The organism is Haloferax larsenii, from assembly GCF_024730625.1.
GTDB lineage: Archaea > Halobacteriota > Halobacteria > Halobacteriales > Haloferacaceae > Haloferax > Haloferax larsenii.
The window spans coordinates 2,503,271-2,529,804 of the sequence record NZ_CP078063.1; the positions used below are offsets into that span (position 1 = coordinate 2,503,271).

General features: G+C 63.0%; 28 protein-coding genes. 9 read left to right on the forward strand and 19 right to left on the reverse strand.

The genetic code is table 11. The features are described 5' to 3' along the window. Position 1: 1 nt before the first annotated feature. Together KU306_RS13040 and KU306_RS13045 are read left to right on the forward strand one after the other, a co-directional pair. A complete protein-coding gene (locus KU306_RS13040) occupies positions 2-241 on the forward strand; it encodes a DUF7520 family protein (protein ID WP_007540338.1) in 240 nt (79 codons plus the stop codon). A gap of 75 nt (positions 242-316) precedes the next feature. Beyond that, a complete protein-coding gene (locus tag KU306_RS13045) occupies positions 317-583 on the forward strand; it encodes a DUF8142 family protein (RefSeq protein WP_007540340.1) in 267 nt (88 codons plus the stop codon). Between the two features lie 9 nt (positions 584-592). On the opposite strand, the gene KU306_RS13050 is transcribed toward KU306_RS13045, so the two are convergent. Continuing rightward, on the reverse strand, positions 593-1,177 hold the full coding sequence (locus KU306_RS13050; RefSeq protein ID WP_258302190.1) for a GNAT family N-acetyltransferase: 585 nt from the start codon (positions 1,175-1,177) through the stop codon (positions 593-595). A gap of 123 nt (positions 1,178-1,300) precedes the next feature. Between KU306_RS13050 and KU306_RS13055 the strand changes: the two genes are divergently transcribed. Further along, the gene (locus KU306_RS13055) at positions 1,301-3,304 is read left to right on the forward strand and encodes an AMP-binding protein (protein WP_258302191.1); all 2,004 of its coding nucleotides are present in this window, start codon (positions 1,301-1,303) and stop codon (positions 3,302-3,304) included. Positions 3,305-3,344: 40 nt separating this feature from the next. Here the strand turns inward: KU306_RS13055 and KU306_RS13060 are convergent, their stop codons facing one another. The 10 genes from KU306_RS13060 to KU306_RS13105 all read right to left on the reverse strand — a co-directional run bounded on the left by KU306_RS13060 (position 3,345) and on the right by KU306_RS13105 (position 12,889). After that, positions 3,345-3,878 carry a GNAT family N-acetyltransferase gene (locus tag KU306_RS13060; protein ID WP_258302192.1) on the reverse strand — a complete coding sequence of 178 codons (534 nt, stop codon included), beginning with the start codon at positions 3,876-3,878 and terminating at the stop codon, positions 3,345-3,347. Positions 3,879-3,959: 81 nt separating this feature from the next. Further along, positions 3,960-5,267: a dicarboxylate/amino acid:cation symporter gene (locus KU306_RS13065; RefSeq protein WP_258302193.1), complete on the reverse strand. Its 1,308-nt coding sequence runs from the start codon at positions 5,265-5,267 to the stop codon at positions 3,960-3,962. A gap of 136 nt (positions 5,268-5,403) precedes the next feature. Then, complete coding sequence (locus KU306_RS13070; protein WP_258302194.1) at positions 5,404-6,114, reverse strand: long-chain fatty acid--CoA ligase; 711 nt, start codon at positions 6,112-6,114, stop codon at positions 5,404-5,406. Between the two features lie 86 nt (positions 6,115-6,200). Next, the gene (locus KU306_RS13075) at positions 6,201-6,620 is read right to left on the reverse strand and encodes a hypothetical protein (RefSeq protein WP_152417700.1); all 420 of its coding nucleotides are present in this window, start codon (positions 6,618-6,620) and stop codon (positions 6,201-6,203) included. 55 nt (positions 6,621-6,675) lie between these two features. Further along, positions 6,676-6,996, reverse strand: a complete 321-nt coding sequence (locus KU306_RS13080) for a cupin domain-containing protein (RefSeq protein WP_258302195.1) — start codon at positions 6,994-6,996, stop codon at positions 6,676-6,678. A 76-nt stretch (positions 6,997-7,072) separates the two neighbouring features. Then, complete coding sequence (dnaJ, locus tag KU306_RS13085) at positions 7,073-8,227, reverse strand: molecular chaperone DnaJ (protein ID WP_258302196.1); 1,155 nt, start codon at positions 8,225-8,227, stop codon at positions 7,073-7,075. Between the two features lie 143 nt (positions 8,228-8,370). Next, positions 8,371-10,227: a molecular chaperone DnaK gene (gene dnaK, locus KU306_RS13090; RefSeq protein WP_258302197.1), complete on the reverse strand. Its 1,857-nt coding sequence runs from the start codon at positions 10,225-10,227 to the stop codon at positions 8,371-8,373. Between the two features lie 198 nt (positions 10,228-10,425). After that, complete coding sequence (locus KU306_RS13095) at positions 10,426-11,205, reverse strand: alpha/beta hydrolase (protein ID WP_258302198.1); 780 nt, start codon at positions 11,203-11,205, stop codon at positions 10,426-10,428. Between the two features lie 80 nt (positions 11,206-11,285). Next, positions 11,286-12,026, reverse strand: coding sequence for a nucleotide exchange factor GrpE (locus KU306_RS13100; protein ID WP_258302199.1), 741 nt, complete (start codon positions 12,024-12,026; stop codon positions 11,286-11,288). 116 nt (positions 12,027-12,142) lie between these two features. After that, entirely contained in the window at positions 12,143-12,889 is a 747-nt protein-coding gene (locus tag KU306_RS13105) for a proteasome assembly chaperone family protein (protein ID WP_258302200.1), read from the reverse strand. Between the two features lie 256 nt (positions 12,890-13,145). On the opposite strand from KU306_RS13105, the gene KU306_RS13110 reads away from it, so the two are divergent. Both KU306_RS13110 and KU306_RS13115 read left to right on the forward strand, forming a co-directional pair. Then, a complete protein-coding gene (locus KU306_RS13110; protein ID WP_258302201.1) occupies positions 13,146-14,087 on the forward strand; it encodes an RsmB/NOP family class I SAM-dependent RNA methyltransferase in 942 nt (313 codons plus the stop codon). Then, a complete protein-coding gene (locus KU306_RS13115) occupies positions 14,084-14,620 on the forward strand; it encodes a DUF7122 family protein (protein WP_074795479.1) in 537 nt (178 codons plus the stop codon). The genes KU306_RS13110 and KU306_RS13115 overlap by 4 nt, the downstream gene beginning before the upstream one ends. Before the next feature lie 17 nt (positions 14,621-14,637). Here KU306_RS13115 and KU306_RS13120 read toward each other — a convergent pair whose 3' ends face one another. Continuing rightward, on the reverse strand, positions 14,638-16,140 hold the full coding sequence (locus KU306_RS13120; RefSeq protein WP_258302202.1) for a DUF790 family protein: 1,503 nt from the start codon (positions 16,138-16,140) through the stop codon (positions 14,638-14,640). Between the two features lie 95 nt (positions 16,141-16,235). On the opposite strand from KU306_RS13120, the gene KU306_RS13125 reads away from it, so the two are divergent. After that, positions 16,236-16,628, forward strand: coding sequence for a transcriptional initiation protein Tat (locus KU306_RS13125; RefSeq protein ID WP_258302203.1), 393 nt, complete (start codon positions 16,236-16,238; stop codon positions 16,626-16,628). A 12-nt stretch (positions 16,629-16,640) separates the two neighbouring features. Here the strand turns inward: KU306_RS13125 and KU306_RS13130 are convergent, their stop codons facing one another. Further along, positions 16,641-17,990 carry a DEAD/DEAH box helicase family protein gene (locus KU306_RS13130; RefSeq protein ID WP_258302204.1) on the reverse strand — a complete coding sequence of 450 codons (1,350 nt, stop codon included), beginning with the start codon at positions 17,988-17,990 and terminating at the stop codon, positions 16,641-16,643. 125 nt (positions 17,991-18,115) lie between these two features. Here KU306_RS13130 and KU306_RS13135 point away from each other — a divergent pair, with 125 nt between their 5' ends. The 3 genes from KU306_RS13135 (at position 18,116) to KU306_RS13145 (ending at position 21,239) form a co-directional block, all read left to right on the forward strand. After that, positions 18,116-18,265 (forward strand): hypothetical protein, encoded by a 150-nt coding sequence (locus tag KU306_RS13135; RefSeq protein WP_258302205.1) that lies wholly within the window; start codon positions 18,116-18,118, stop codon positions 18,263-18,265. A 156-nt stretch (positions 18,266-18,421) separates the two neighbouring features. Beyond that, on the forward strand, positions 18,422-19,543 hold the full coding sequence (locus tag KU306_RS13140; protein ID WP_258302206.1) for a pyridoxal phosphate-dependent aminotransferase: 1,122 nt from the start codon (positions 18,422-18,424) through the stop codon (positions 19,541-19,543). A 130-nt stretch (positions 19,544-19,673) separates the two neighbouring features. Further along, positions 19,674-21,239, forward strand: a complete 1,566-nt coding sequence (locus tag KU306_RS13145) for a Na+/H+ antiporter NhaC family protein (protein ID WP_258302207.1) — start codon at positions 19,674-19,676, stop codon at positions 21,237-21,239. A 90-nt stretch (positions 21,240-21,329) separates the two neighbouring features. On the opposite strand, the gene KU306_RS13150 is transcribed toward KU306_RS13145, so the two are convergent. From KU306_RS13150 to KU306_RS13175, 6 genes are all read right to left on the reverse strand, one after another. Next, positions 21,330-22,124, reverse strand: coding sequence for a TrkA C-terminal domain-containing protein (locus KU306_RS13150; protein WP_258302208.1), 795 nt, complete (start codon positions 22,122-22,124; stop codon positions 21,330-21,332). Between the two features lie 36 nt (positions 22,125-22,160). Further along, positions 22,161-22,613: a DUF5367 domain-containing protein gene (locus KU306_RS13155; RefSeq protein WP_258302209.1), complete on the reverse strand. Its 453-nt coding sequence runs from the start codon at positions 22,611-22,613 to the stop codon at positions 22,161-22,163. Positions 22,614-22,656: 43 nt separating this feature from the next. Beyond that, positions 22,657-23,658 carry a CapA family protein gene (locus tag KU306_RS13160; protein ID WP_258302210.1) on the reverse strand — a complete coding sequence of 334 codons (1,002 nt, stop codon included), beginning with the start codon at positions 23,656-23,658 and terminating at the stop codon, positions 22,657-22,659. Between the two features lie 120 nt (positions 23,659-23,778). After that, entirely contained in the window at positions 23,779-24,378 is a 600-nt protein-coding gene (locus KU306_RS13165; RefSeq protein WP_258302211.1) for a hypothetical protein, read from the reverse strand. Positions 24,379-24,532: 154 nt separating this feature from the next. Beyond that, positions 24,533-24,958 carry a hypothetical protein gene (locus KU306_RS13170; protein ID WP_007540385.1) on the reverse strand — a complete coding sequence of 142 codons (426 nt, stop codon included), beginning with the start codon at positions 24,956-24,958 and terminating at the stop codon, positions 24,533-24,535. A 296-nt stretch (positions 24,959-25,254) separates the two neighbouring features. Beyond that, positions 25,255-26,430 (reverse strand): redox-regulated ATPase YchF, encoded by a 1,176-nt coding sequence (locus KU306_RS13175; protein ID WP_007540387.1) that lies wholly within the window; start codon positions 26,428-26,430, stop codon positions 25,255-25,257. Between the last annotated feature and the right edge of the window lie 104 nt (positions 26,431-26,534).

A 26,534-nucleotide genomic window follows, 5' to 3' on the forward strand; every position in this document is an offset into this window, starting at 1 on the left:
AATGGGCGGTCGGCGGGTCTTCCTCGTCATCGGTGTGAGTGTCGTCCTCATCTCGGGTATCCTCGGCGTGTTTATCGGAGAAAACGGCGGGCAAGTCACCGAGTCGATACAACTGTTCGGCGTGCTGTCGCTGCCGACGACGCCCGTCGCGTTCGCCCTCTACGGGATGGTCGTCTCGGTGTTCGCCCTCGGTGCGCTGTTCGGTCTCGTCGAGTTCGCGTCGCGTCTCGAAGAGGCCTGAGACGAACTGACCGAATCGAACACGTCGCAGAACGAAAGGGCACTGCTTTTTTCCGTCCACGCCCGAGGGACGAGCATGGACGCGCCCTCGTCGACCTCGACGCCGACTTCGTCCGATGAGTCCGGACCCGGTCCGCTCCCGGAAGAAGAGGGCGGAAAAAACCGAAAGCGCGCCGCGCTGGCGACAGCACCGTTTCTGGCGCTCGGACTCGCAGACGTGGTCCTCATCTTACTTCAGGGACTCGAACCCCTGTGGGGATTCGCCATCCTCCCGCCGATTCTGTTCTGTAGCGTGCTGTCGTGGATTGTCTTCAGCACCGACTTCCTCGAAGACCGAACCTGAAATCCGGGTTCACCGTCGGAGGTTCGTCGAATACTTCGTCGGCGTCTCCTCGTCGTAGCCGAAGTCTTCCGCCGAGAGTTCAGACTCTCCGGCACCGGAGTCGGCCATCGGCGCCGCCGACTTGAATCGCTCTCGGAGTCGCTCCGGCATGGCGAACTCGTCGCGGTCGAGGCGCACCGCGATGGCGTCTGAGTCGTCCGCTTTGACCTGTTCGAGGCGCTCGTGCACCTCGTCCGGAAGGTCACGAGCGTCCACGGGGTCGAATCCCAACTGCGTGCAGTACCGATACGCCGACGAAAAGCCGTAGACCGTGTCGAATCCTTCGGCGCTGGCCCGGTCGACGAGGCGTTCGATGACGTGTGCGCCGACGCCCTGCCGTCGCCATCGCTCGGGTACGCCGACACACGTTATCTCGCAGAACGGATCGTCGCCCTTGTGGACGCGAATCCTGCCGAATCCGGCCTTCTCGTTGGTTTCTTCGTCGAGCGCGATGACGTAGTCGCGGGACCGAAACGCGCCATCGTCGAACCCCAGTTCCTCGAGCGCGTCGAGCAACCAGACCTCGTCTCGGTTCTTGGCATCCCGGACGTACATAGTGCAGTATAGCTGACGGGCCGACAAAAACACCCCGGGCGAACCACCCAATCGTCGGTTGCCGCCCGGATTCCAAATGAAAGACAGTAAAGATTCTTGGTTGCCGTCGCGGTATGTCGGTTTATGGACGTACCCGATACCGACACGGTGGTGCACGAACCGGACCCGGAATTCGTCGACGACGCCAACGTGACGAAGTTCATGCGGGCGTACGACATCGACGACTACGACGAACTCATCGAGCGGACCACGACCGAGATGCCGGGTGTGGGGGCCTCCGGCGTCGAGTGGTTCTGGGACGAACTCGTCGACTATCTCGGCATCGACTTCTACGAAGACTACGACGAGGTGCGCGATAACAGCGAGGGACCACAGTTCACAGACTGGTACCCCGGCGGCGAAATCAACATCGCCCACAACGTGCTGGACCGCCACGCCGCAGTCGACTCGCCGGACCGAAACCGCGTCGCCTGCATCTGGGAAGGCGAAGACGGCGAGGTCGTCGAACAGACCTACCACGACCTCTACCGGGAAGCAAACCGCGTCGCCAACGTCCTCGAATCCTACGGCATCGGTACTGGTGACACGGTCGGGCTCTACATGCCGATGGTTCCCGAAGTTATCTCCATCCTCTATGGGTGTTTCAAAGTCGGCGCTATCGCCGTCCCCATCTTCTCCGGGTTCGGCGTCGACGCCACGGCGACCCGTCTCGAAGACCCCGAGTGCTCGGTGCTCTTTACCGCAGACGGCTTCTACCGCCGTGGCTCGGAGGTTCGCCTGAAGGAGACCGCCGACGAAGCCATCGAGGAAGCCGGGTGCGTCGAACACACGGTCGTCTACCAGCGGTTCGAAGACGGCGAAGGCGGCGAAACCGACATCCCGTGGCACGACGAGCGCGACGAGTGGTGGGACGACACCGTCGGCGAGGCTGCTGCGGAGTACGAGACGAAGCAACTCCCGTCGGACGCCGAGTCGATGCTCCTGTACTCCTCGGGGACGACCGGCAAGCCGAAAGGCATCGTCCACACTCACGCGGGCGTCCAGATGCAGACGGCCAAAGAGATTCACTTCGGCTTCGACCAGAAACCCGAAGACCGCTTCTTCTGGGTCTCCGATATCGGCTGGATGATGGGACCGTGGACGCTCATCGGGAACCACACCTTCGCCGGAACCATCTTCATGTACGAGGGCGCGCCCGACTACCCGGAACCGGACCGCTTCTGGGAGATGATAGAGCGCCACCGTCTCACCACCTTCGGTATCTCGCCGACGGCAATCCGCGCGCTCCGCAAGTACGGCGACGAACACGTCGAAAAACACGACCTGTCGAGTCTTCGGCTCCTCGGGTCCACGGGCGAGCCGTGGGACCCCGAATCGTGGGTGTGGTTCTACGAGAACGTCGGTGGGAGCGAGGCACCCATCATCAACATCTCCGGTGGGACCGAAATTTGTGGGTGCTTCCTCATGCCGATGCCGACCCAACCCCTCAAGCCGTGCAGTCTGGGCGGCCCCGGCCTCGGGATGGACATCGATATCGTGGACTCCTCGGGTGAGTCCATCGCCGACACCCACGAACGCGGCTTCCTCGTCGCCCGCGACTCTTGTCCGTCGATGACCAAGAGCCTCTGGTCCGGCGACGAGCGCTACCTCGATACCTACTGGTCGTCGTGGGACGACCTCTGGGACCACGGCGACTGGGCGCAGAAAGACGAAGACGGCTTTTGGTTCCTCCACGGCCGGGCCGACGACGCCCTCAACGTGGCCGGCCGCAAGGTCGGTCCCGCAGAGGTCGAAGGCGCGCTCATCGAACACGACGCCGTGAACCAGGCCGCCGCCGTCGGTGCTGACGACGAAACCACCGGCACTGCCGTCGTCGCCTACGTCGTCCTCGAAGACGGCGTCGAGGAGAGCGACGACCTGCGGGAAGAACTCCGCGGCGTCGTCGGCGAGGAACTCGGCAAGCCGTTCCGCCCGCGCGAGATTCTCTTCGTCGACGAGTTCCCGAAGACGCAGTCGGGCAAGATTATCCGCCGCGCTATCGCCTCCATCTACGCGGGCGAAGAACTCGGCGATATGAGCAGCATCGAGAACCCCGAAGCGCTCGAAAAGCTCGAACAGGCGTCCTGAGGCTGGCGTCCCGCTGGCGCTCCCGCGAGGAGTTGTCCCGTCAGTCTGACTGGCGTGCTTCCCACTCGCGGCGCAGCAAGCCGAAGTGAACCACGTCGACGTACGACCCATCGACGAATCGTGCTTCTCTGAACCGTCCTTCTTCGGTGAATCCAAGTCCTTCGAGGAGGGCGCGGGACCCCTCGTTGAAGTCGAACGCGGCGGCGTGGACACCGTGGCAATCGACGTTTCGGAAGACGTACTCGACGAAGCAACTGACGGCCTCTGTTCCGTACCCCTGTCCGTGATACTCTGGTAAGAACCAGTAGACGAGTCCCGGTCGAACGGGCGTGAGGCTCTTCGCGGCGACGATACCGATTCGTTCACCCTCGGCTTCGACCACGAGAGAAAGGTTGTCGTCGCCTTCGATGTACTCCTCGATGAACTCGGTCGTCTCGTGCCGGTTCCGCAGGTCGGAGCCGAGTGGAATGCGAATCTCGGGGTCGGTCATCGACCGCTGGAGGAGGTCGGCGTCGTCGCGCTCGACGGGGCGGAGGGAAACGCGGTCGTCCGAAATGACTGTCGTGTCACTCATGGGTGAGGCGATGCGGCACCGACACAAATAGTCGATGTTCGAACGAGTGCCGAAACGCGCGGCTTCCTGACGCGCGCCGCCTCAGTCAGCTATCGACGGGACGACGCCGTCGTTCCACGCTTCGGCCGTGAAGTCGACTGCGCTGTTCCACTTCGCGACGACGGTCGTCACCGCGAGGTCGCCAGTGACGTTCACCATCGTTCGAATCCGGTCGAGGATGGGGTCGACGCCCGCGACGAGGCCGACGATTTCGAGGGGTAAGCCGAGTTGCGTGAGGACCAACGTGAGCATGATGAGGCCGGACCCCGGCACTCCGGCGGTTCCGATACTTGCGAGGACAGCCACGGCGACGACCGCGAACTGGTCGGCGAACGAGAGGCTCACACCCATGATGTTAGCCGCGAAGATGGCCGCGACACCCTGGTACATGGCCGTCCCGTCCATGTTGATGGTCGCGCCGAGCGGGAGCGAAAAGCCGTAGATGCGCTCTTCGATACCGAGGTTCTCGTCGGCGTCAGACATCGTGACTGGGAGCGTCCCCGACGACGACCGAATGCTCAGGGCAGTCACCATCGCATCCCGCGACCCCGAGAGGAACGCAACCGGCGAGCGACCGGCGAATCCGACCACGAGACCGCCGAGATAGACGACGCCGATGTGGACGACGGCGGCCGCGAGCATCGTCCCGATAAGAAGCGCGAACGGTAGAATCGCATCGACACCGGCCTTACCGAAGACGTGCGCCATGAGCGCGAAGACGCCGACGACACCGAACTCCATGACGCCCCAGACGACCTTGTACATCGCCTCGGCTCCCGCGTCCGCGAGGTCGAAGAACGTCTCGATACCGGAGCGAACCGCCTCGTCGTCTGTCTCCTCCCAGACTAACGAGAGGCCGAGTCCGAACACCACGACAAAGAAAATCGTCGGAAGCACGTTCCCCTCGGCCATCGCACCCAGCGGGTTCGTCGGGACGATGTTCAGAATCACCTCGGCCGCGTTTGGTGCCTCGGCACTCCGGGCATCGGCTTGTGCGAGCAGTTGTTGGAGCCCGCGAGAACCGGGGCTGATGAAGTTACTCACGCCCAGTCCAATCGCTACTGCGAGCGCCGACGTGACAGCATAGAGGCCGACGACCTGTCCCCCGACGCGCCCGAGTGACGACGGAGAGAGTTGCCGAACACCCATCAGAAGCGTGAACACAACGATGGGGACGATGAGCATCTTCAGCAACCGAACGAACAGGTCGCCGACTGGCTTCAGCGCCGTCGCGGGCTGACCGACGACGAGACCGAGAATCGAACCCAGAACGAACGCCACCCCGATTCGGTAGACGATACTCACAGACCGGTACTGCTGCCACAGCGACGTAGTGCCAGAACTTGACATGGCGTGTGTTGTCACTAAGTGGACAACATACTGATAAATATATTGGCCATGAAACAACCATCGGCGCGGAAGTCGAATCCAGTCCAGACTCCGGCGGTGCTGTCCAACTCAGTCCGAATCTGACACTCGACGTGGTTCAGTCGTCGAGGACTTCGTCCGGTGTGAGCGCGTTCGACTCGGTCCCCTGCTCGCTGACGAGGAGTGCAGTCTCGACGGAGTCGCCGCCGTCGGGAACGCGAATCGTCCCCCCGGCGAGAAGCGGCGCGAGGATGCCAGCGACGGCGGTTCCGGGATGCGAGAGCGACGCACGAACCGCCACGGTGTCGTCTTCGTCGAGGTCGAAGTCGGACACGACACGCTCGGCCGCCCCGAGCAGGTCGCCGTGGGTGTACTCTCGGTCGGCGACGAGTGCCGGGTCGTCGGGGCCGACGATTTCGGGGTGGACCGCGGGGTTCTCGCTCCAGACTTCCTGTTCCCAGTGCGTCGTGGTCGAGTTGGTCGGCGGGCCGCCGAAGACGGCGAGTTTCTGGCCCGGCGGAAGGGCTTCGAACTCGGATTCGCGTTCGACATCCACGACGGTCGCTCGGGCCTCGAACTGCGGGTCAAACGCCGTGGTCGCCCCGAGTTGCGCCGCTCCGAGGAACGTCAGTATCGGTTCGGGAAGGAGGGTCGGTTCGATAGCGACGTGGCCGCCCTTTCGGACGCCGAGATATCGAAGCACGTTACCGGCCTTGTACGATGTCGTGATGAGGTCGTGGTACGTGTAGGTTCGACCGGGGCCATCGACCCGAAGCGCGAGTCGGTCGCTCCGCCGGTCCCGTGCCATGAGGTCGCCGATAACGTCCATAGCCGGTCGTACGGAGTCGGTGTGAAAAAAGACGTGGACTATTCTCTCACTATCGTACTCGGAGCAGGCCTCGAAGGCACGGTCTTTTATCGGTCACAACCGTTCGAGGAGATCTCGATATTATCTCCCGGTGCGATTGTTACAATGACTTCGGTGTGTGTATCATCTGGAAGACATCCGGCAGCAATCGTCTTAGAAGATTCTTTGGCAGGGGATTCAAGACTCGCCTTGATAGTCACCTCAGCTTCGTCCTGCACCCCCCGAACTGCACCAATAGACCTCGACACAGAATCCGGTCCTGCTTGGAGTGTTACAAACTGGTGAAATACCGTCGCATCGTCTTTCAAGAGCTCGACAGTAACTGCAGCTGGCGACTCCCGACGGTTGTTGTTCACGATAACATCGATTGTGTTCCGAGTTTCTTGCTCACTGGTCGTCGAACACCCAGCGGTTAGCACCAGCACACTTGACCCAAGCATGGTGAGCAGCTCACGGCGTGTCGTCATATTAACCAATATAGACCACTGGCACAAAATCATCATCCGCTCACGCCCCGAAAACTCACGGCGCGCCGGCGATGATGAGCATACTCTCTTCGTCCCCGTTTCGCAACTGCCGGGTTGCTTCGGGCGAGACGCGGATTGCGTCGCCGGGTTCGAGTTCGACCGTCTCGCCCTCGACAACCATCGTTGCACTCCCCGAGACGAGGAAGTAGACCTCCTCGTGGTCTAGTTCTGCGTGGTCGTGTTCTTTCCCCGTCCACTCCGGGTCGCACTCGACGACGGTGAACCCGACGGTGTCGCACTCCAGCGGCCCGCGCATGAAGTGCAGCGCCCCGGCGAGTTCGTCCACGTCGCGGTAGTTTGCCTTCGTGTAGGACATCCCTAGGAACTCGGGGCCGCAGAAAGGTGAACGTAGTGGCGAAGACGAAACGAGAGACTCGGAATCGACCGCCGCGTTACAGCGAGTTCTTCAGTTTCTGGAAGAGACCTTCTTTGACCTCTTCGCCACCGGCCTCGGCGAACTGCTTGAGCGCCTCGCGCTGCTCGCTGTTGAGGTCTTCGGGAGTGACGACGTGGACCTCGACGTGCAGGTCGCCGTGACCTCGGCTGTCGAGGTGCGGCATCCCCGCGCCCGAGACGGTGAACGTCGTTCCGCTCTGGGTTCCGGCCGGAACGTCCAGTTCTTCTTCGCCGTCGATAGTCGGTACCTCGACGGTCGCACCGAAGACGGCCTGCGGGAACGAGACGGGATGAGTGTAGTACAGGTCGTCGCCGTCGCGCTCGAACTCGTCGTGGTCGCGGACGGTGACTTCGACGAAGAGGTCGCCGTTCGGCCCGCCGTTCTCGCCGGGTTCGCCCTCGCCGCGGTACCGGAGGCGCTGGCCGTCACGGAATCCGGCGGGGATGTTGATGGTCACGTCGCGGGTGCGGCGGACGCGACCCTTACCGCGACACTCGGAACAATCTTCGCTGTAGGTCTTGCCCTCGCCGTCACAGGCGGGACAGGTCTGGGTCTGCTGGACGCGGCCGAACGGCGTCTGCTGGACGGTCGTCTGTTGGCCCTGTCCGTTACACTGCGAACAGGTGTTCACGTCGGCGTCGTCGGGGTGGCCCGCGCCGTCACACTCGGGACACACCTCGCGGCGGCGAATGGTGACGTCCTTTTCGACTCCGTGGTAGGCCTCTTCGAGGTCGATAGAGATGCGCTGGGCGACGTCGCGGCCCTGCCGCGGTCGGTTGCGCTGTTGGCCACGGCCGCCGCCGTTGAACAGGTTGTTGAAGATGTCTTCGAAGCCGCCGCCACCCATGCCGCCGAAGGGGTTGCCGCCGCCACCGAAGGGATTGCCCTGCCCGCGGCCGCCGCCACCGCCAGCCCCGCGTTTCTGGGCCTGCTGGAACTGTTCGTGGCCGAGTTGGTCGTACATCTGACGCTTCTCGTCGTCCGTGAGGACCTCCTTGGCCTTCTGGACCTTCTTGAACTTCTCCTCGGCGTCGTCCTCGTCAGAGACGTCGGGGTGATACTTGGCGGCCTTTCTGCGGTACGCGTTCTTGATCTCGTCTTCGGAGGCGTCCCGCGAGACCCCGAGTACGTCGTAGAAGTCCTCGCTCATCAGTTATCACCTTGTAACCGTCGAAGGTATTTGAAAAATGCGTCTCCGGCGGATGCGAGTGCGAGCGGTCTCACAGCCCCCGGATGTCTGTAATTCCGCCTGCCCGCGTTGGGGTCACCCCGAGCGAGCGCGTGTCGGCGGAGTTATTTGTCGTCTTCTTCGTCGAAGTCGGCGTCGGCGTCGACGAAGTCCTCAGGGTCGGCACCGCCGCCCATGCCGCCAGCGCCGCCAGCACCGCCTGCTTGGGCCTGTGCCTGCTGCTGGTACATGCGCTTGCCAATCTCCTGCAGTTCCTTCGAGAGGTGCTCGGTCACGTCTTCGAGCTCCTCGGTCGAGGCGTCTTCGTCTTCGAGCGTCGCTTCGACGTCCTCGATGGCCGCTTCGATGTCGGCCTGCAGTTCGTCGTCGACATTCTCTTCGTTCTCTTCGAGGAGCGTTTCGGCGCGCTGAATCGCCCCTTCGGCCTCGTTGCGGGCCTCGACGGCGCGACGGCGCTCTTTGTCCTCTTCGGCGTGCTGCTCGGCTTCCTGCTGCATGCGGTCGATCTCCTCGTCGGAGAGACCAGCGCCGCCTTCGATGGTGATGGACTCGGCGTTGCCGGAGCCTTTGTCCTCGGCGGAGACGTTGACGATACCGTTTTCGTCGATGTTGAATCCGACTTCGATCTGCGGCGTTCCGGCCGGTGCCGGTGGGATGCCCGAGAGCGTGAACTCGCCGAGGAGTTCGTTGTCTTCGGCCATCTCGCGTTCACCCTGGAAGACGCGGACCTGAACCGTGGTCTGGTTGTCGGCCGCGGTGGTGAAAATCTTCGACTCTTCGGTCGGGATGGTCGTGTTCTTCTCGATGAGACGTTCGAAGAGGCCGCCCTTGACCTCGATACCGAGCGACAGCGGCGTCACGTCGAGGAGGACGATGTCGTCGACTTCGCCACCGAGGACGCCACCCTGAATGGCCGCACCGAGCGCGACCGCTTCGTCGGGGTTGACGGACTTCTTGGGCTCGGAGCCGAGAATTTCGTCGACCTTGTCGATGACCTGCGGCATGCGGGTCGAGCCACCGACGAGGATGACCTCGTCGATGTCGTCTTTCGAGTAGCCGGCGTCTTCGAGGGCCTGCTCGGTCGGTTCGACCGTGCGCTCGATGAGGTCGGAGGTGAGCGACTCGAACTTCGCACGCGTGAGGTCGTATTCGAGGTGGACCGGACCGGAGTCGGTCGCCGTGATGAACGGGAGGTTGATGGTCGTCTCCTTGCGCGAGGAGAGTTCGATTTTGGCCTCTTCGGCCGCGTCCTTCAGGCGCTGGAGGGCCTGTCGGTCCTCGCGGAGGTCGATGCCGTGGTCGTTCTGGAACTCTTCGGCGAGCCAGTCGATGATGGCTTCGTCCCAGTCGTCGCCACCGAGGCTGTTGTCCCCGTTCGTCGCGACGACTTCGTAGACGCCGCCGCCGAGGTCGAGAATGGAAACGTCGAAAGTACCGCCACCGAGGTCGTAGACGAGAACCGTCTGGTTCGACTCGTCGTCGAGACCGTACGCCATCGACGCCGCGGTCGGCTCGTTGACGATGCGCTCCACGTCGAGACCTGCGATTTCGCCGGCGTCCTTCGTCGCCTGACGCTGCTTGTCGTTGAAGTACGCGGGGACGGTGATGACCGCCTTCTCGACTTCGTCACCGAGGTAGTCTTCGGCGTCGCGCTTGATTTTCTGGAGAATCATCGCCGAAATCTGCTCGGGCGTGTACTCTTCGCCCTCGATTTCGACGGCGTAGTCGTCCTCACCCATGTGGCGCTTGATGGAGCGAATCGTGTGCTCAGGGTTCTGGATGGCCTGATTCTTCGCCGGTTTGCCCACCAATCGCTCGCCGTCGTCGGTGAACGCGACGACGGAGGGTGTCGTTCGGTCGCCCTCTGCGTTGACGATGATTTCCGGGTCGCCCCCCTCCATCACCGCGAACGCGCTGTTCGTGGTACCGAGGTCGATACCCAGAATCTTATTGCTCGCCATCTTGCGCACAGATACCGTCCTTTGCCGGTTAAAGGTTACTAGACACTCCGACACACATGCACAAACCACGTCGACGCCGTCTTGCGATTAGACGAACAACGCCGACAACAGGTCGGGGAATTTATGTAGAACCGCCTGACGTATCTCTGTCGAACAATCAGTCAGTGAAACGGGTGTCGCTTGGGGGCGCTCCGAACCTTAGTCTGCCGACCGTGGCGGCTCCGAGTGCTCACCATCCGCCGTGCCGGGTCGAACTGCCTCGACCCCAGCGTCGAGCACGTCGAGGACCTTCGAAAGCGTTCGTTCACGCGCCTCGCTGGCGAAGAACTCGTGTCCGCCATCGTACGGGACGAGGTTCGACGCTGGCGTCCGTTCCCCGATGGTTCGAACGCCCACGACGCTGTCCGTTGGCGAGTAGAACACGACGTTCCGCGACGTAAACGGCGGCAACGTCTGTTGGGCCTCCCGAATCGTTCGGAGGAACGCAGGTGAGACGCGGTCGGGAGCGTCCGCGACTTCGGCAGCGAGTTTCAACTCACCCAGTGACTCCCGGGTGATTCCAGACGGAACGAGTCGTCGGGTCGTCGGCAACCGACGAATCAGTGGGAACAGCACCTTGTCGAAGCCGTCGAGTCCCATTCCCCACCATGGGCTGAGGAAGACGTGTCTGACCGCGAGGTCGAGGTGCGCACCGACGAGGCCACCAGTGCTGTGGCTGAGTACGAGGTCGATGTCCCGGTCGAGGACGTACGCTCTGACGGGGTCGACGTACTGGCTGTCGAAGTCCCACCCGTTCGTCGGGAGTTCGACCGCGTGGACGTGGTAGCCAGCGTGCGTGAGGTGGTCGATGAGCCACTCGACGCTTCGGTGGTCGGGCTTGTTCCCCCATCCGAGGACGAAAAGCAGGTCGTCGTCGAGGGGGTCGCCGTGTTGCGTGACGCGGACCGTCGGGCGTCGGCGACGGGGACGGAGTCGCATATCACGACTGACGAGCGGTACAAAGAAAAGTCCTCGCTGGCGTCAGACGCGTCGGTGTCGGTTGCGACTCGCCGTGTTCGTTACTCGTCTTTGCTGACGGTGATCTGTGCGGCGCGGATGACCTTGTCGGCCATCTCGTAGCCGGGTTGGAACACGTCGGCGATGGTGTCTTCCGGTTGGTCGCTCTCGACGCGCATCATCACTTCGTGGCGGTTCGGGTCGACCTCGGTCCCCGGTTCGGGGTCGATGACCGACACGTTCTCGTCTTCGAGGATGCGGTCGAACTCCTTGAGAGTTGATTCGACGCCGTCGCGGATATCGGCGTCTTCGTCCTGACTCAGCGCGCGGACGAGGTTGTCGCGGACGGTGACGACTCGCTCGACGAAGTCCTCGGTCGCGCGGTCTTTGATTTGCTGTTGGCGCTTCTTCGCGCGCTTCTTGTAGTTCTGGAAGTCGGCTTGCGTCCGCTTGAGACGGCTTTCGAGTTCAGAGGCTCGTTCTTCGGTCTCCTCGCGTTCGGATTCGAGTGTCTCGACACGGGATTCGAGGTCGGCGACCTTAGCGGCGAGGTCGTCGTCGTACTCGGAGACGCGGTCGGCGAGCGTCTCGGCGTCGTCGGCCGACGCCGCGTCGCCAGCGGCCGTCTCGTCGGCGTCCTTCGGCTCGGTGGCCCCCTCGTCGGCACCCGAGTTCTCGTCTACGACCTCGTCGTCGAAGTCGAACGCGTCCTCGTCGTTCGACTGCGAGTCCGCGCTCGCGGCCGTCTCGTCGTCGGATTCTGCAGTCGGTTCCGTCACCGACTCGGCAGGGTCGTCGCTCATGGACGGGTGAAGTGTCCGACAGGGCTTAAGAGTGTAGACTGCGGGGCGGCCGAAACATTCTCACCGGGGCGCACCAGATACGGGAGTTCGACTCCCGCGTTCGTCGCAGGCGGCGATTACTGATACATCCCGAGCGGCCGGGCCTGCGAACTCTCTTCGTCGGCCTGCTGCATCTGCCGGGCGAACTGCTCTTTGGCCTGCCGTATCTCGGCCGCCCTGTCGATGAGGTCGTCGACCGGAACCTCGATGCCCGTCAGGGGTTCGATACCATTCTTGATGATGATGCGGGCTGCCTCCGGGTCCGGGAACTGCGGGTCGGACTCGACGATGAGTCCGAGCGCCGGGAGGCCGGATTTGACGGCGTTACTCAGGAGCGCGCCCGTCGGTCCCGAGACGAGACCGGATTCAGTCGGCTTTCCGATGCCAACGTCGTCCAGTCGGGACAGGGCGTCGTGACAGCCGACGCCGTAGAGCGCCGGTGGCGCATCGGATTTCTCACGCGCGATACCCGAGAGGAACACCGGCGTCACGTCGAGGTCGTCGAACCACGGTTCGAGACAGACCGCGAGTTCGGTCGCCGCGTCCGGGCGAATTGGAACGTCGCTCTGCAACACGAGCAAATCGTGTTCCGTGTCGGCGTACAGGCGAACCGGCGGGTGGAGCGTGGGGTCTCCTTCCATGTAGACCGCGACGTCCGGGACGCCGTCACAGTACACGTCCGCATAGTGGACCATGTCGAACGCGTCTACGATGTGGTCGGCCGCAATCTTCCCGACGAGTCCGACACCCGGGAGCCCCTCGATGAGCGTTGGCGAGTCGAGCTGATCGGTGAGTTCGCCTTCGAGAACTGAAAGTCGTGCCATAGGTAAACATGAACACCCAGTGAAAGTAAAACCGCCGGGGTGGTGGGCTGGTCGCACCCAGCCACTCACGTCGCTGGGGAGGTCTGGAAGCACGATTCTCGACGTCACGGAAGCGTCCCGAAGCACAGTTCTCGGCGTCACAGAAGCGTCCTGAAGCACAATTCCCGGCGTCACGCAAGCGTCCCGAAGTTGCGAATATCGACGCTCGCCGCACACTCCGAAACCGACAAACACGCCCCCGTCAAATCCACGTGGTATGAACCCGCTCCAGCGGTACGCGCCCCTCGTAGACGACGAGGAGGCGTTTTTCGAAGCCTGCGAGCGCCCGCTTCCGTCGGTGGTTCGCGTCAACACCATCAAAACCACCGTGGCGCGTGCCCGCGACGCCCTCGACGACGAGGGCGTCGCGTACGAACCGACCGATTGGCATCCAGGTATTCTCGAACTCGACGGCGACAGCCCCGGCACGTCGTGGCCGTACTTCCACGGCTGGCTCCACGGCCAAGAAGAAGTGTCCGCGCTTCCCGCTATCGCGCTCGACCCACAACCGGGCGAGAAGGTGTGGGACACCTGTGCGGCACCGGGGTCGAAGACGACCCAGATTGCCGCGATGATGGACGACGAAGGCGTTCTCGTCGGCAACGACAACAACCTCGGCCGCCTCTCGGCGCTCCGCCACAACGCCGAGCGATTGGGCGTGACCAACCTCGCGGTCACGAATCAGGACGCCCGCAACTTCTCGATGAAGCCCTTCGGCGAGCGAAATCTCGACGAATCCGGCGCGTTCGAGGAGTTCGACCGCGTTCTCGTGGACGCACCGTGTTCCTGTGAGGGGACCTGCCGAAAGAACCCCGACGTCCTCGACGAGTGGCACATGAGTCACGTCGAGAGCGTCGCAGGCATCCAGAAGGGCATCCTTCGCCGCGCCGTGCAGGTGACGAAACCCGGCGGGACCGTCGTCTACTCCACCTGTACCTTCGCGCCCGAGGAGAACGAAGCGGTCCTCGACTTCGTCCTCGAACGCGAGGACTGCGAACTCGTCGAGTGGGACGTTCCCGACGGCTTCGAAACCTCCCCCGGTGTCACCGAGTGGGAAGACGCCGAATACGACCCCTCGGTCGCCAAGGCACGCCGCGTCTACCCCCACCAGAACGACACGGGCGGGTTCTTCACCGCGAAACTGGAGGTAGAGGCATGAGAGACGAGACCGCCGAAGACGAAAACTGGGGCCAGCAGTTCGACCGTCTCCCGGCGACTCCCGACGACCGGGTCGTCGAGGGACGACCGTCCCGCGAGGAACTCATCGACTGGTGGGTCGAGCGCTTCGATATCGACCCCGAACTGTTCGAGGGCTACACCTTCTGGGAGAAAGGAGCGGGGAAGATTTGGGCCTTCCACGGCGAAGTCGTCGACCCGATTCAAATCGAAGGCCTCGGAATGCGCATCCTCCGAACTCGCCAGCGACACTGGAAGCCCTCGACCAACGCGGTGCAGCGCTTCTGCCGCGATGCGACGAAGAACGTCATCGAACTCAGTCCGGGCGAGGCGAAGGCGTTCGTCGCGGGTCACGACCAACAACTCGATTGGTGGGACGGCGACTGGGGCTACCTCGTCGCCGCCCACGAGATTGCGGGTGAACGCGAACCACTCGGTGTCGGCCTGTACCTCCACGGCGAACTGCGCTCGACGGTTCCCAAAGGGCGGCAGGAAGACCTCGTCGAACTCGACTGAGCGACGCCCGCCGCGTCTTATTTTTCTCTGACCGTCCCGCCGGTCAGTCCCTCCCACTCGACGCGATAGCCGAGACACGAGAGAACCGCGCTGGCATCGTCGAGGCCGTGCTCGTCGAGGGCGGACTCAGCCTCTGAAAGCGACATCCCCGCCTCGATTTCCTCGCCGAGTTCGTCGAGGACTCCGGGCCGAACCAGCGTCCGACCGACGAGTTCGTGGTCGGGAAACGAGACGCCGTCGAGAGCGTCGACTGCGACCCCGTGTTCCTCGGCGACGGCCGCCAACGAAATCACGCCTTCGTCGGGTGTGAGAGCGTCGGGAAGCGTTGCGGCCGCGTCTGCGACGAGGTCCGATTCATACTCTCGCAGAACGTCCACCACGTCCTTCACCCGAACCGACCCGGTGTAGGGGACGACGCGGTGGTCGCGGGCGGTAATCTCCTCGCCGACACCCAGTGACTCGTCCACGGCGACGACCAGTTCCACGTCCTCCACGTCCGCGAGTTGGCCGAGTTTCTTCTCGACGTATTCTGGGGTCCAAAAGCCCATAATCTCGAAGAAGATGCGAGCGTCGGCGTGGCGGTACTCGAAGGCGAAGTCCGGTATCATCACGCTCGTCCCAGTTTCCAGCGGTTCGGGCTCCCTGACGAGCGTCCAATCGAGGTCGAGGCCGCGGAATCGAGCCGCGAAGTCCGCCTCCACGTCGCTGTCGAATCCGGGTTCGGCCATCGGTTCGACGCCCGGAACGGCCACGTCGTCGCTCGTCAGCGTCATCTCGCGCTCGCGTCCCCGGTCGTCGATGGTCGCCGTCAGCGTCCAGTCTCCGGCAGTGGCGACAGTCCTGAGAAGGCGGGCGAAGGCAGTCCCGTACCGGCGGGTTCGCTGAAAGAGCGCGTCAGGACCGGTGACGACCACTTCCCGGCCGTTCGGAGTCTTCTCGATTTCGTACATCAGCCGAAGCCGTTTGACGGCCGAGACGAGCGCCTTCGGGTCGGAACTCCGTACCCGAACCTCGGTCGCGTCGAACAGCGCCGTCTGCGCCAACGAGAGGTTGTACTGCGCCAGCAACTCGTCGGGCGTCCACCGCGGGTCGAATGCGGCGAGGACCTGTTCGACCTCTCGGTCGGCGACGAGCGAGTCGTCTACGGCTTCCGGCGTCGAACCGAGCGCAGTAGCTGCGTCGTCGAGGGCCGCCTGTCGCTCCTCGCGGGTCGTCACGCCGCCGACCTCCATCGCCGCCTCGAACGCGGCCCGGCGAGCACGGGCGGGCGGCAGCGGAGCCTGCGTCTCGAAGACGGCGTCGCGGTCGAGAAGCGACGCGAACCCGCGGGCAAGTTTGAAGTCGTCCGCCTCGGGTTCGAGGCCCGACAGCGCCTCGTCCAAATCGGCCCGCCGCTCTCCGACGTGTCGCTGAAAGACACCGAGTGCCTTGGCGGCCAGCGGGCGGTCCTCGCGAGTCGCAAACTGCGGGTGATAGCCGCCGCCCGCCCGCGAGACGCGCAGGAGGTCTTTCGTCAGCACGAGCGACACGAGGCGCGGCGGCGACAAAAGCACCACGGGGCGGCGGTCGCAGACCGGACGGCAAAGTTCATGCCACCGGCGACGGAGGCGAAGATATGGAGCGCCGCCGTCTCCTCGGACTGCTCGCCGTCGGCCTGTCGTCGGGGTGTCTCGGCTCACTCCCCGACGCGACTGGCCCGCGAACCCCGCCACCTGCACCCGCTGGCGAGCAGCGCTACACGCCGGAGACACCCCCCGTCAGAATCGCCACGTTCGACGCCGAAGAGACCGACGATGGCCGTCTCCGCGTGGTCGGCGAAGTCGTCAACGACTCCGAAACTGAACGTGTCGTCACTGTCGAAGCGCGCGTCGAGGCCGGCGAAACGGAATCGACTCGAACCGTCGGCGTAACGGTTCCCTCCGGCGAGACGGTTCCATTCACGGTCGAGTTCGATATTACGTTCGACGCGTTCGTCAAGGGCGGCAACTTAGACGTGACGCTCGCCTGAAAACGCGGGGTTCTACCGCCGCCGGTCCGCAACCCGTTCTTCCGCCGTCTCGACGCTCACGAGTTCGTAGAGAATCGCGTTCGAGCGGTCGGTCTTCGGGCGGAGGACGCGACCCAATCGCTGGGTGAACTCGCGTTCCGACCCCGACCCCGAGAGGAGAATCGCCACGTTCGCGTCGGGAACGTCTACGCCCTCGTCGAGGACGTTCGCCGCGACCACGGTGTCGTAGGTCCCGTCACGGAATCGCGACAGAATCTCGCGGCGCTCTTTGGTCCCCGTCTCGCTCGTGATTGGCGGCACGAGAAACCGCTGGGCGATGGTGTAGACGAGGTCGGTCGATGCGGTGAAGATGATGACGCGGTCGTCGCGGTGGCGGTCGAGGAGGCGACCGAGTTTGTCCACCTTCGCGTCGGAGTTCATCATTACGTCGCGGGCGCGCTGCTTGGCCAGTAGGGCCTCTCTCGCCCGAGGGTCGTTCCCGGAGCGCATCACGAGCTTTTGGTAGTCGCTGCCCGAGTTCATCGATAACCCCGAGGTCCGAAGGTAGTTCACGAACGTCTCCTGTGCCACCTCGTAGGCGTCGCGCTCGTCGGCCGTGAGTTCGACTTCGACACGCCGAATCTCGTAGTCGGCGAGGTGGTCCCCCGCCAAGTCGTCCACGTCGAGGTGGTACACGCGCGGCCCGACGAGCGATTCGACGTGTTCGTGCGCGCCGTCCGGGCGCTCGAACGTCGCCGTCAAGCCGAGACGGGCGGGTGCGGTGAGAAACCGCGGGATGTCGCGGTATCCCTCGCCACCGAGATGGTGGACTTCGTCGAAGACGACGAGGCCGAAGTCGCCGCCAACGTCGTCGGCGCGGAGAAACGCCGAGTCGTACGTCGAGACCGTAATCGCCTCCTGTCGTTGCTCGCCACCGCCGAAGCGGCCGACCGGCACGTCGAATTCGGTCTCTAACTCGCGTATCCACTGGTCCTGCAGGTCGATGGTCGGAACGACGACGAGCGTCGGAACCGAGTGGTGGGCCATCGCGGCGACCGCGAGGACCGTCTTCCCCGCACCGGTTGGGAGTTCGACGACGCCGCGGCTGTTGGCGTCGAGCCACGCATCCAACGCGGCCTGCTGGTACTCGCGGAGGTCGTAAGTTGTCGAGAGCGAGAGCGAAGGAGCGTCGTCAGCGATACGGTCGTCGTACTCGACGCCAGCCTCGTCGAGTGCGTCTCGAATCTCGGCATATCGCATCGCAGGCGCTCGAAAGCCGCCACTCCGAGGGTCGGACGCAGCGCCCGGGAGGTCGATGTCGGCGGGGAGCGACTCGTCGGCGGCGACGTGGACGGTCCCGTCTTCGAAACGCAGTGTCGTCACTACCGGCGGGTTGGCGAGGCGTGGTGATAAATCGACGGTCCGAGCGGGCCTGCGACGACGCCCTCGCACCGGCAGACGGTCGGCCGTCCGAAGGTTCAAATCACATGGCCGAACAACGACTCGGTATGAGCGACGACCTCGAAGACGCCGTGGCGCAGTTCCTCAGCGACTACAACAGCGCGATGAGCGAGTACGACAAAGGCTACGTCGACGCCGACGCGACGCTGTCGGTCATCGACTCGCACGTCGAAGCACTGCGCGAAGCGCGCGAGTAGCGCGAGTTGCCAGAGCGTGCCTGAGACCGGTTCGTACCTAACACCAACGAGCGCTCGGCGCTAACGAGTGTGGGATGAGAACACACGGCAGAGTTGGGCAGTCGTGTCCGGCCATGCGTGGGAAGAACTATCCCGGATGCCAACGCCGGATAGAATATGACGCACTTCTCCGACCGAGTCGAGCGCATCTCCATCAGCGGGATTCGTAAGGTGTTCGAAGCAGCGAGTGAAGACGCTATCAACCTCGGTCTCGGCCAGCCAGACTTCCCCGCGCCGGCCCACGCGCGGCAGGCGGCAATCGAGGCAATCGAATCCGGCGAAGCCGACGGCTACACCGAGAACAAGGGGCTTCTCAGCCTTCGAGAGGCGATTGCGGAGAAGCACCGCCGCGACCAGGGCGTCGACCTCGACCCCGACGACGTCATCGCCACCGCGGGCGGGAGCGAAGCGCTCCATCTCGCCATCGAAGCCCACGTGAACGAGGGTGACGAGGTCATCATCCCCGACCCGGGATTCGTCTCCTACGACGCGCTGACGAAGCTCGCGGGCGGCGAGCCGGTTCCCGTCCCGCTCCGCGACGACCTGACGCTGGACCCCGCCGCAGTCGAGGAGGCCATCACCGAGGACACGGCAGCGTTCATCGTGAACAGCCCCGGCAACCCGACGGGCGCAGTCTCGCCGCCGGAGGACATGGAGGAATTCGCCCGCATCGCCGACGAACACGACGTGCTCTGTATCTCCGACGAAGTGTACGAGTACACCGTCTTCGAAGGCGAACACCGCTCGCCCATCGAGTTCGCGGAGACTGACAACGTCGTCGTCGTCAACTCCGCGTCGAAGCTCTTCTCGATGACCGGCTGGCGACTCGGCTGGGTCTACGGCTCGTCGCGTCGCGTCGAGCGCATGGTTCGCGTCCACCAGTACGTGCAAGCGTGCGCCTCTGCTCCCGCGCAGTTCGCCGCCGAGGCAGCGCTCACCGGTCCACAGGACCGCATCGACGAGATGACCGAAACGTTCCGCGAGCGCCGTGACATCGTCGTCGACGGGCTCGAAGACATCGGCCTTCGTGTCCCCTCGCCAAAGGGCGCGTTCTACGCCATGCCCGAAGTTCCGGAGGGCTTCGTCGACGAGTGTCTCGACCGCGGCGTCATCATCGTCCCGGGAGAGGCGTTCGGCGAACACGGCGAGGGCTACGCCCGCCTCTCGTACGCGACTGACACCGACTCGCTGAAAGAGGCAATTGCTATCATGCGCCAAGCATACGATTCCGTGATATAACCAGATAATCCCGCCGCTATCTTTCGATTATACTGCGACTTTTAGGTATACCTCATCATTTAATTTGTATTATTATTTTAGCCTAAATTGGAAACCTTTAACATGGGGAGATGGTGAGATAACTCTTGTCATGGCAGCAGAATCGTACGGGATTATCAGTCTGTTCCCAGCGCTCTTCGCCATCATTCTGACGCTGGTCAGCAGACAGGTACTCTTGTCACTGTTTACCGGCATCTGGATCGGTGCGACCATCCTGATGGGATGGAACCCCATCGCAGGGGCGGCGCACTCGCTCCAACTGGTAATCAACAGCGTGACTGGATCGTTCAACAGCAAACTCCTCCTGTTTACGTTCCTCTCGGGTGCGATGCTCGGGATGATTTTCCTCTCGGGTGGGATGAACGCGCTGGCACAGCGCATCATCGCCCGCATCAAGACCCGAAAACAGGCCGAAATCGGAACGGGCATCCTCGGGATGCTCATCTTCGTCGACTCCTACGCGAGTACGATGATTACGGGGTCGGTCATGCGCCCCATCACGGACAAGTTCGACATCAGCCGTGAGAAACTCTCGTACCTGCTCGACTCGACGACCTCGCCGGTCGTGAGTGTCGCAGTCGTCTCCACGTGGGTCGGCTTCGAAGTCGGCCTGATTCGAGACCAACTCAACCAAATCGCCAGCGTGGACAAGAGCGCGTTCGTGGTGTTCCTCGAAAGCATCCCGTTCCGCTTCTACAGCCTGTTGGCGATTGCGCTCGTCTTCATCCTCATCGTGATGGAGTGGGACTTCGGTCCGATGAAGGAAGCAGAAGAACGCGCACGGACTGAAGGGAAGGTCCTCAAGGACGGCGCGGACCCCCTCATCGAGACGCGCGAAGAAGACATCGTCACGCCCGACCACGTCGACGCCCGCTGGTGGTACTTCGCCGTGCCCATCGTCGCACTCGTCGCCGTCACCGGTTTCGGTCTCCTGTACTCCGGCGGCTGGCCGTCGAAGGCCCCCGTCGAGGCACTGAAGGGAGCCGCCACCGCAGACGCGATTCTCTGGGGCGTGTTCTCGGCGTGTGCGCTACTCCTCGCAATCCTCGTGGGTCACGCCCGCGTCCAACTCGACGCCATCAGTGACTCCATCTTCGAGGGATTCAAGATGGTCATGTTCCCCGTCGCCGTCCTCTCGCTGGCGTGGACCATCGGCTCCGTCAGCCAATCACTCAAGGTTGGAGAATTCGTCATCGGTGTTTCGCAGGGCATCATCACCGCACCACTACTGCCGGCAGTCGTGTTCGTCACGGCGGCGATTATCTCGTTCTCTATCGGGACGTCGTGGGGGACGATGGCAATCATGTTCCCTGTCGCAGTGCCGCTGGCTGTCCAACTCGGCGCACCGCTTGCGGGCGCAACCGGCGCAATCCTCACCGGGTCGCTCTTCGGTGACCACTGTTCGCCCATCAGCGACACGACCGTCATGTCGTCGATGTTCGCCGGTGCAGACCACGTCGACCACGTGAACACGCAGATTCCGTACGCGCTTCTCTGCGGTGTGGTCGCGACTGGCCTGTTCCTCGCGAGTGGATACGGCGTGAGCCCGCTCATGCTCCTGCCGGTCGGCGTAGTCGCGCTCTTCGGTGTCGCGTACTACCTCTCCGAGCACGCAGACGTGAGCGTCCCGACGACGTTCGGTTCGTCGTCGGACTAACGCGGCGAAGACGAACACCTCTTCTTTCGCAGCCAGACTCCCCGAGACAGGCGTGGCTGTGCTCAAATATCGGCCGCGAGAACCCCTGCCTTACTCCTCGTCGTTCTCGTCGGACGCCACGGTTACGTCGGAGTCATCAGTCTCCGGCGACGCAAAGAGCCGAATCGTCTCCTCGCTGACGCCGCCACGCGAGAGCAGCGTGACCACGTCGTCGGGTTCGATGGTCGTCCCTCCGCGTGGTGTGTGAATATCGTCGTCGCGTTCGATAGAGACGACGAGAACGTCGTCGGCGAGGAGGTCGTCGTCGCCGATTTCGCCGAGCGTCTTCCCAACGAGTGGCGCGTCGGTCGAGACGACGAGTTCGACCATCTCCGACCCACCGGCGAGACTCACCACGTCGGCGAGCGCACCGAATCCGGGTCGGTCGTTCGGACTGAACGGACTGTACGGTTCGAACGACTCCCGGCGGACGAGGTTCTCGTCTTCGATGTCGAGTCCGAGGTTCGACAGTTCGCGCCCGATGCGAGTCACGTCGTTCATGTCTTCGCCGACCGTGAGGACGTGGAGGTTGCCGCGCCCCGAAAGCAGTTCGCGGACGTTGACGACGCCCGGAATCTCCCGGACGAGTTTCGAGAGACGCTCGCGTTCGGGGACCGGTGCAGTACAGACAAAGAGGTTCGTAAATCGGTGGCCCGTCTGTTCGAAATCGACGTGAGCGTGGTAGCCGGTGATAATACCGTGGTCTTCGAGTTGGTGGATGCGGTTCCGAATCGTTCCCGGCGAGACGCTCACCTCGTCTGCAATCATCGGCGCGGACGTTCCGCGCGCGTCACTCATCAACGCGTGCAAGATTAGGCGGTCAATCTCGTCGAGACGGTAGTCCATACGTTCTCCTGTGAGTGGAAGTACAAAACCGATATGTCACGGCTCGGCCGCCTCCTCAGTCTCCCGATTCCCGAGCGGGAGTTCGACGAACCCCGCGACGAGAATTGTCGCGTACGCCAACAACAGGAGACCACCGAAGAGACCGGCCGCGCTCACCACCATGTTCGGGTAGACGACTTGAAACAGCGCCGTCGAAGCGGCGTCGACGAGCATTCCGGGGACGACGAGCACTGCTGCCGCCTCCCGCCGAGCACCGCCAGTATGACCGCGCCAACGGAAGATACCGGCCGCAAGCACCCACATCGCCGGCACCGTCACGACGAAGACGGCGGCGACGACAGCCGGGTTCGACGGGTCTAACACGAAATGCCCGACGACGCGGAACACAACCCCTGCGACGAGGGCAATCGACAACCCCAACCCCAACAGCAGGCGTGACTCGTCGAACGTCAGTCCCCGTGTCGGAACAGTCCGCGATTCGGTGGCCATACGAGCCATACGCTCGCCACGGGCATAATTGTCGCCGGGGTGGTCACTCCCGAATCTCGACACGGAGTCCGTCGTCGACTCGCTCGAACGTCGTTCCGAACGAGGAAGAACGCTCTCGGAGTCGTTTCCGGCACCATTGTGCGACGGACGATGACGCGCGGTGGACCGCAAGCTCCCCGATTTCGGTCGGATGGAGGCGCAAGTCGTGGACGTCACCCTCGCTCGACACGCGAACCTCGAACAGGAAACTTCGGTCGTTTCGCAGCGTCTCGTCGACGGCGTAGTCGTCCACGAAGTCCCCAGTGTCGTAGAGAATCACCGAGTCGTCGTACACCTCGACGCCCTGAAACACGTGGGCGCTGTGGCCGTGGAGGATATCGACACCGCGTTCGACCAGCCAGTGCGCGAAGTCCTGAAACGATTGCGGCGGGTGTTCTCGCTTGTTCGGCCCCCAGTGAAGCGAGGCGACGAGCACGTCTGGGTCGTGCGTGCGTGCAGAACCGAGTGCGGCCTCGACGCGCTCCAGAACCGCGTCGTCCTCCGGGTCGATTGGCACGTGCGCCGTCCCCGGGCTCTCGCCGTCGGCCGCGTACTCGGGCGTGTTGTCGGTGAAGGCGACGAGTGCCACGTCGAGTCCGGCGACCTGAACGTGCGAGGGTTCCCACGCATCCGCTTCAGTTCGTCCCGCTCCGGCGTACGGAATTTCCCCATCCTCCAACGCGTCGAAGGTGTCTTCGAGTGCGACTTCCTCGTAGTCCAGCACGTGGTTGTTGGCCAGCGTAACCCACGTCACACCCACGTCCTGTAGCGCCGGAATCGCCCAGTCGGGGTCGGCGCGGAAGTGAAACGGGCGATAGGTGCGTTGCCACTGCTCGCCCCGCGTGGAGAGACAACATTCGAGGTTGACGAACAGACCGTCGAGCGATTGCAGTGACTCCCGTATCGACCCCCAGACCGCGTGCGGTGGGCGGTGTTGCTGTCGCTCGTTGACGAGGCGACCGAGCATCACGTCACCCGTGAAGCCGAGGCGAATCGTCTCGCTCATCCGCTCCACCACCCCCGAAGTCGAACGAGGCGTTCCATACCGAGAGTTAGTGCATCGGACACTGTGAATGACTAGCACAGAGGGAGAGAGTGGAGAGCGGGGAAAGCGGCGGTGAAGAGATTACGTGTCTTTCGGTACGACCGCCGAAAACAGGTCCGAGTCGAGGCGCTCGCCTAACTCGGCATACCCTGGTTCCGGGAGCCAGTAGTGCTGTATCCTATCGTCGTACCGCGCCGCAATCGCCTTCCCGTCTGCGTCGAGGAACCACGCCTGCCAGAAGCCCGGCATGTAGAATGTGAGTACCGCCTCGACGACGCCCGAATTCGCACTACACCGCCCTTCGATAGTCCCGTCGTTAGTCGCGGACTCGACGAGCGAGGCACCGTTTTCGAGGAGCGTTTCGACGGCCGCTTCGTCCCGATTCCGGAGAAAGTCCGCGATGCCACCGACTTCGACTTCGGCCACCGTTCGGGGACTCACACTCAGGACTTCTTTGGTGACGGTTCGGGCCAGTTCGTGGTATCGGTCGGACGGCAGACGGTCTTGATGGAGGACGTACTCGGTCTCGTTGGCTGGTCCCTTGGGACCGGATTCAACGTCTTCGTCCATCTCGATGGCCCGGTGGATTCCTTCTGCGAGTGAGTCAGTCAATTCGTCGAAATCAACCTTGTCGAGCGCGTCTTGGAGTTGTTTCGCGCCGTCGCCACCGTCGTCGCTCATTGCGCGAACTCTCGGGGGCGCTCACATATGTGCGTCGTGATAGTGAGCATTCAGATTTCTCTGGGCCAGTACACGACCTCGGAGGATGATTTTGCTGCGTGGCTTATCTCTCTCATCGTCGCCACGAGTCGTCAAATCAGACGGACATTCGGTGTTAGCACTGGGAGTCGGCCATATCCACAGTCTTCTCCCCGGGGAATCCGATGTCGATGCTAACTTCTTCTTCTACCGAGTGTGAGTCTCTCTTGGTACAGTCCATCGTCGCTTCGAGGGTGTCAACCTCCGTCCCATCGAGGAACAGGGAGACGGTGTACGTCCTCCCCTTCGGAATGTTGGAGACAGCGTCGGCCTCTGTGACCACGTATGGTTTCGCCTCGCTCGCAGTTGGGAGTCGGTACGTCTGTTCGAACGCGACTCGATCAGCGACTCGAATTTCAATTCGGGCGTCGTAGGCGTTCTCTGTATAGTTGCGGAGGACAAGCCCGATTGTCCCGATGAACGGGACTGACGTGCAGCCAGCGAATCCAGAGAGGACAGATAGCCCACCAAATCCGAGAATGTGTCGCCGTGACCAAGGCATGAGGTACTTCTTGTAAACGGTGCCGAATATAAATATTCATTGACAATTCAGCAGCCGATTCTGGACAGTACTGGAAACGATGAGTGGATTGTTCACGTCGCCGGGGTTGCGAACCGCTATCAACGCCTCGGAGTAGTAAGGCTGGGAGGCAGCACAGTCCAAGCGATTATTTCTGACGTACCGGTCTTCAGCACCACCATTTTGTATAGCAAAATATGATTTATTTGTGGCAGACGCGACGGGGTTCTGTCCCATAGAAGACAACACAGAACCAAAAATTATCAGCCAGAACCCAACTAATTCGCCGTCGAGACGATTTTGATAACGTCGCCTTCGCTGAGTTCGTGGTCTTCGGCGATGCGGCGTTTCGACTTCGCATCGACGGCGTGGAGATAGCCCTCGCCGATGTCGGAGTGGACGGCGTACGCGAGGTCACGCGGCGTCGACCCCTCGGGAAGGAGGAAGGCATCGGGCAGCACGTTCCCCGTGCCGTCGGTCCACTTCGACTCGTTTTGGACCGGGTAGACGGTGATGTGGTCCAAGAGGTCGTAGACGGCCGTGTTTATCGCCTCCTGCATCCCGGTTCCACCGTAGGTCGTCATCAGTTCTCGAATCTGTTCGAGACCATTGCGCTGGGTGCTGTTCACGTCGCCGACGAGGTCGAAGTCCTCGTTGCCGGGATGGTACGTGACGAGACCGGCTTCCGTGGCTCGGCGAAGGGCGAGTTCGCCGTCGGCAGTCGCGGGGATGACGGGCTTGCCGGTCTCCGCGAGTCGTTCGAGGTTCTCCGTCGGCGCGATGTCCATCTTGTTGGCGACGAGGATGATGGGCTTGGTTCGCTGGCGAATCGCGGTGGCAAGCCGCAGTCGGTCGTCGTCGCTCCACTCACGGGGGTTCGGCGGGTATTCGACATCCCGAAGCACTGCTGCAATGTCGTGCTCGCTGGCACCGACGCCCGTCAGCAGGTCCGTGAGCGCGTCGTCGAGGTCGAAATCCGGCGAGCGTGACTTTCGAACCACCGTCTCCCAGTTGTCGTGGACGATGCCCGCGAGCCACTGTTCGAGTTCCGCTTCGATGAAATCGACCTCCTCGACTGGGTCGTAGGTGCCGACTTCCACGGGTTCGCCCTCCTCGTTCGTTCCCCCGGAGGCGTCTACGATGTTGATGATTGCGTCGGCGTTCGTCAACTGGTCGAGGAACTGGTTACCGAGGCCGCGACCCTCGTGCGCACCGGGGACGAGACCCGCCACGTCCACGAGTTCGACCGGAACGTACCGAATCCCGTCCTCGCAGTTCCCGCATCGCTCGTCGAGTTCGAGACAGGGACACTCGGTTCGGGCGTGCGTCACGCCGCGATTCGCGTCGATGGTGGTAAACGGGTAATTCGCCACGTCGACATCCGCGAGCGTCGCCGCAGTGTAGAAAGTCGACTTCCCGGCGTTCGGCTTGCCGGCGAGTGCAAGAGAGAGCATGACTGTACGAATGGTGGCGATGCTGAAAAGGACTAGCCGGACGGCGGGCGGAAGGCGGCCGAAAAATCGCCCGCAAACGTGGGACGTGACGACAGTCGGGTGGA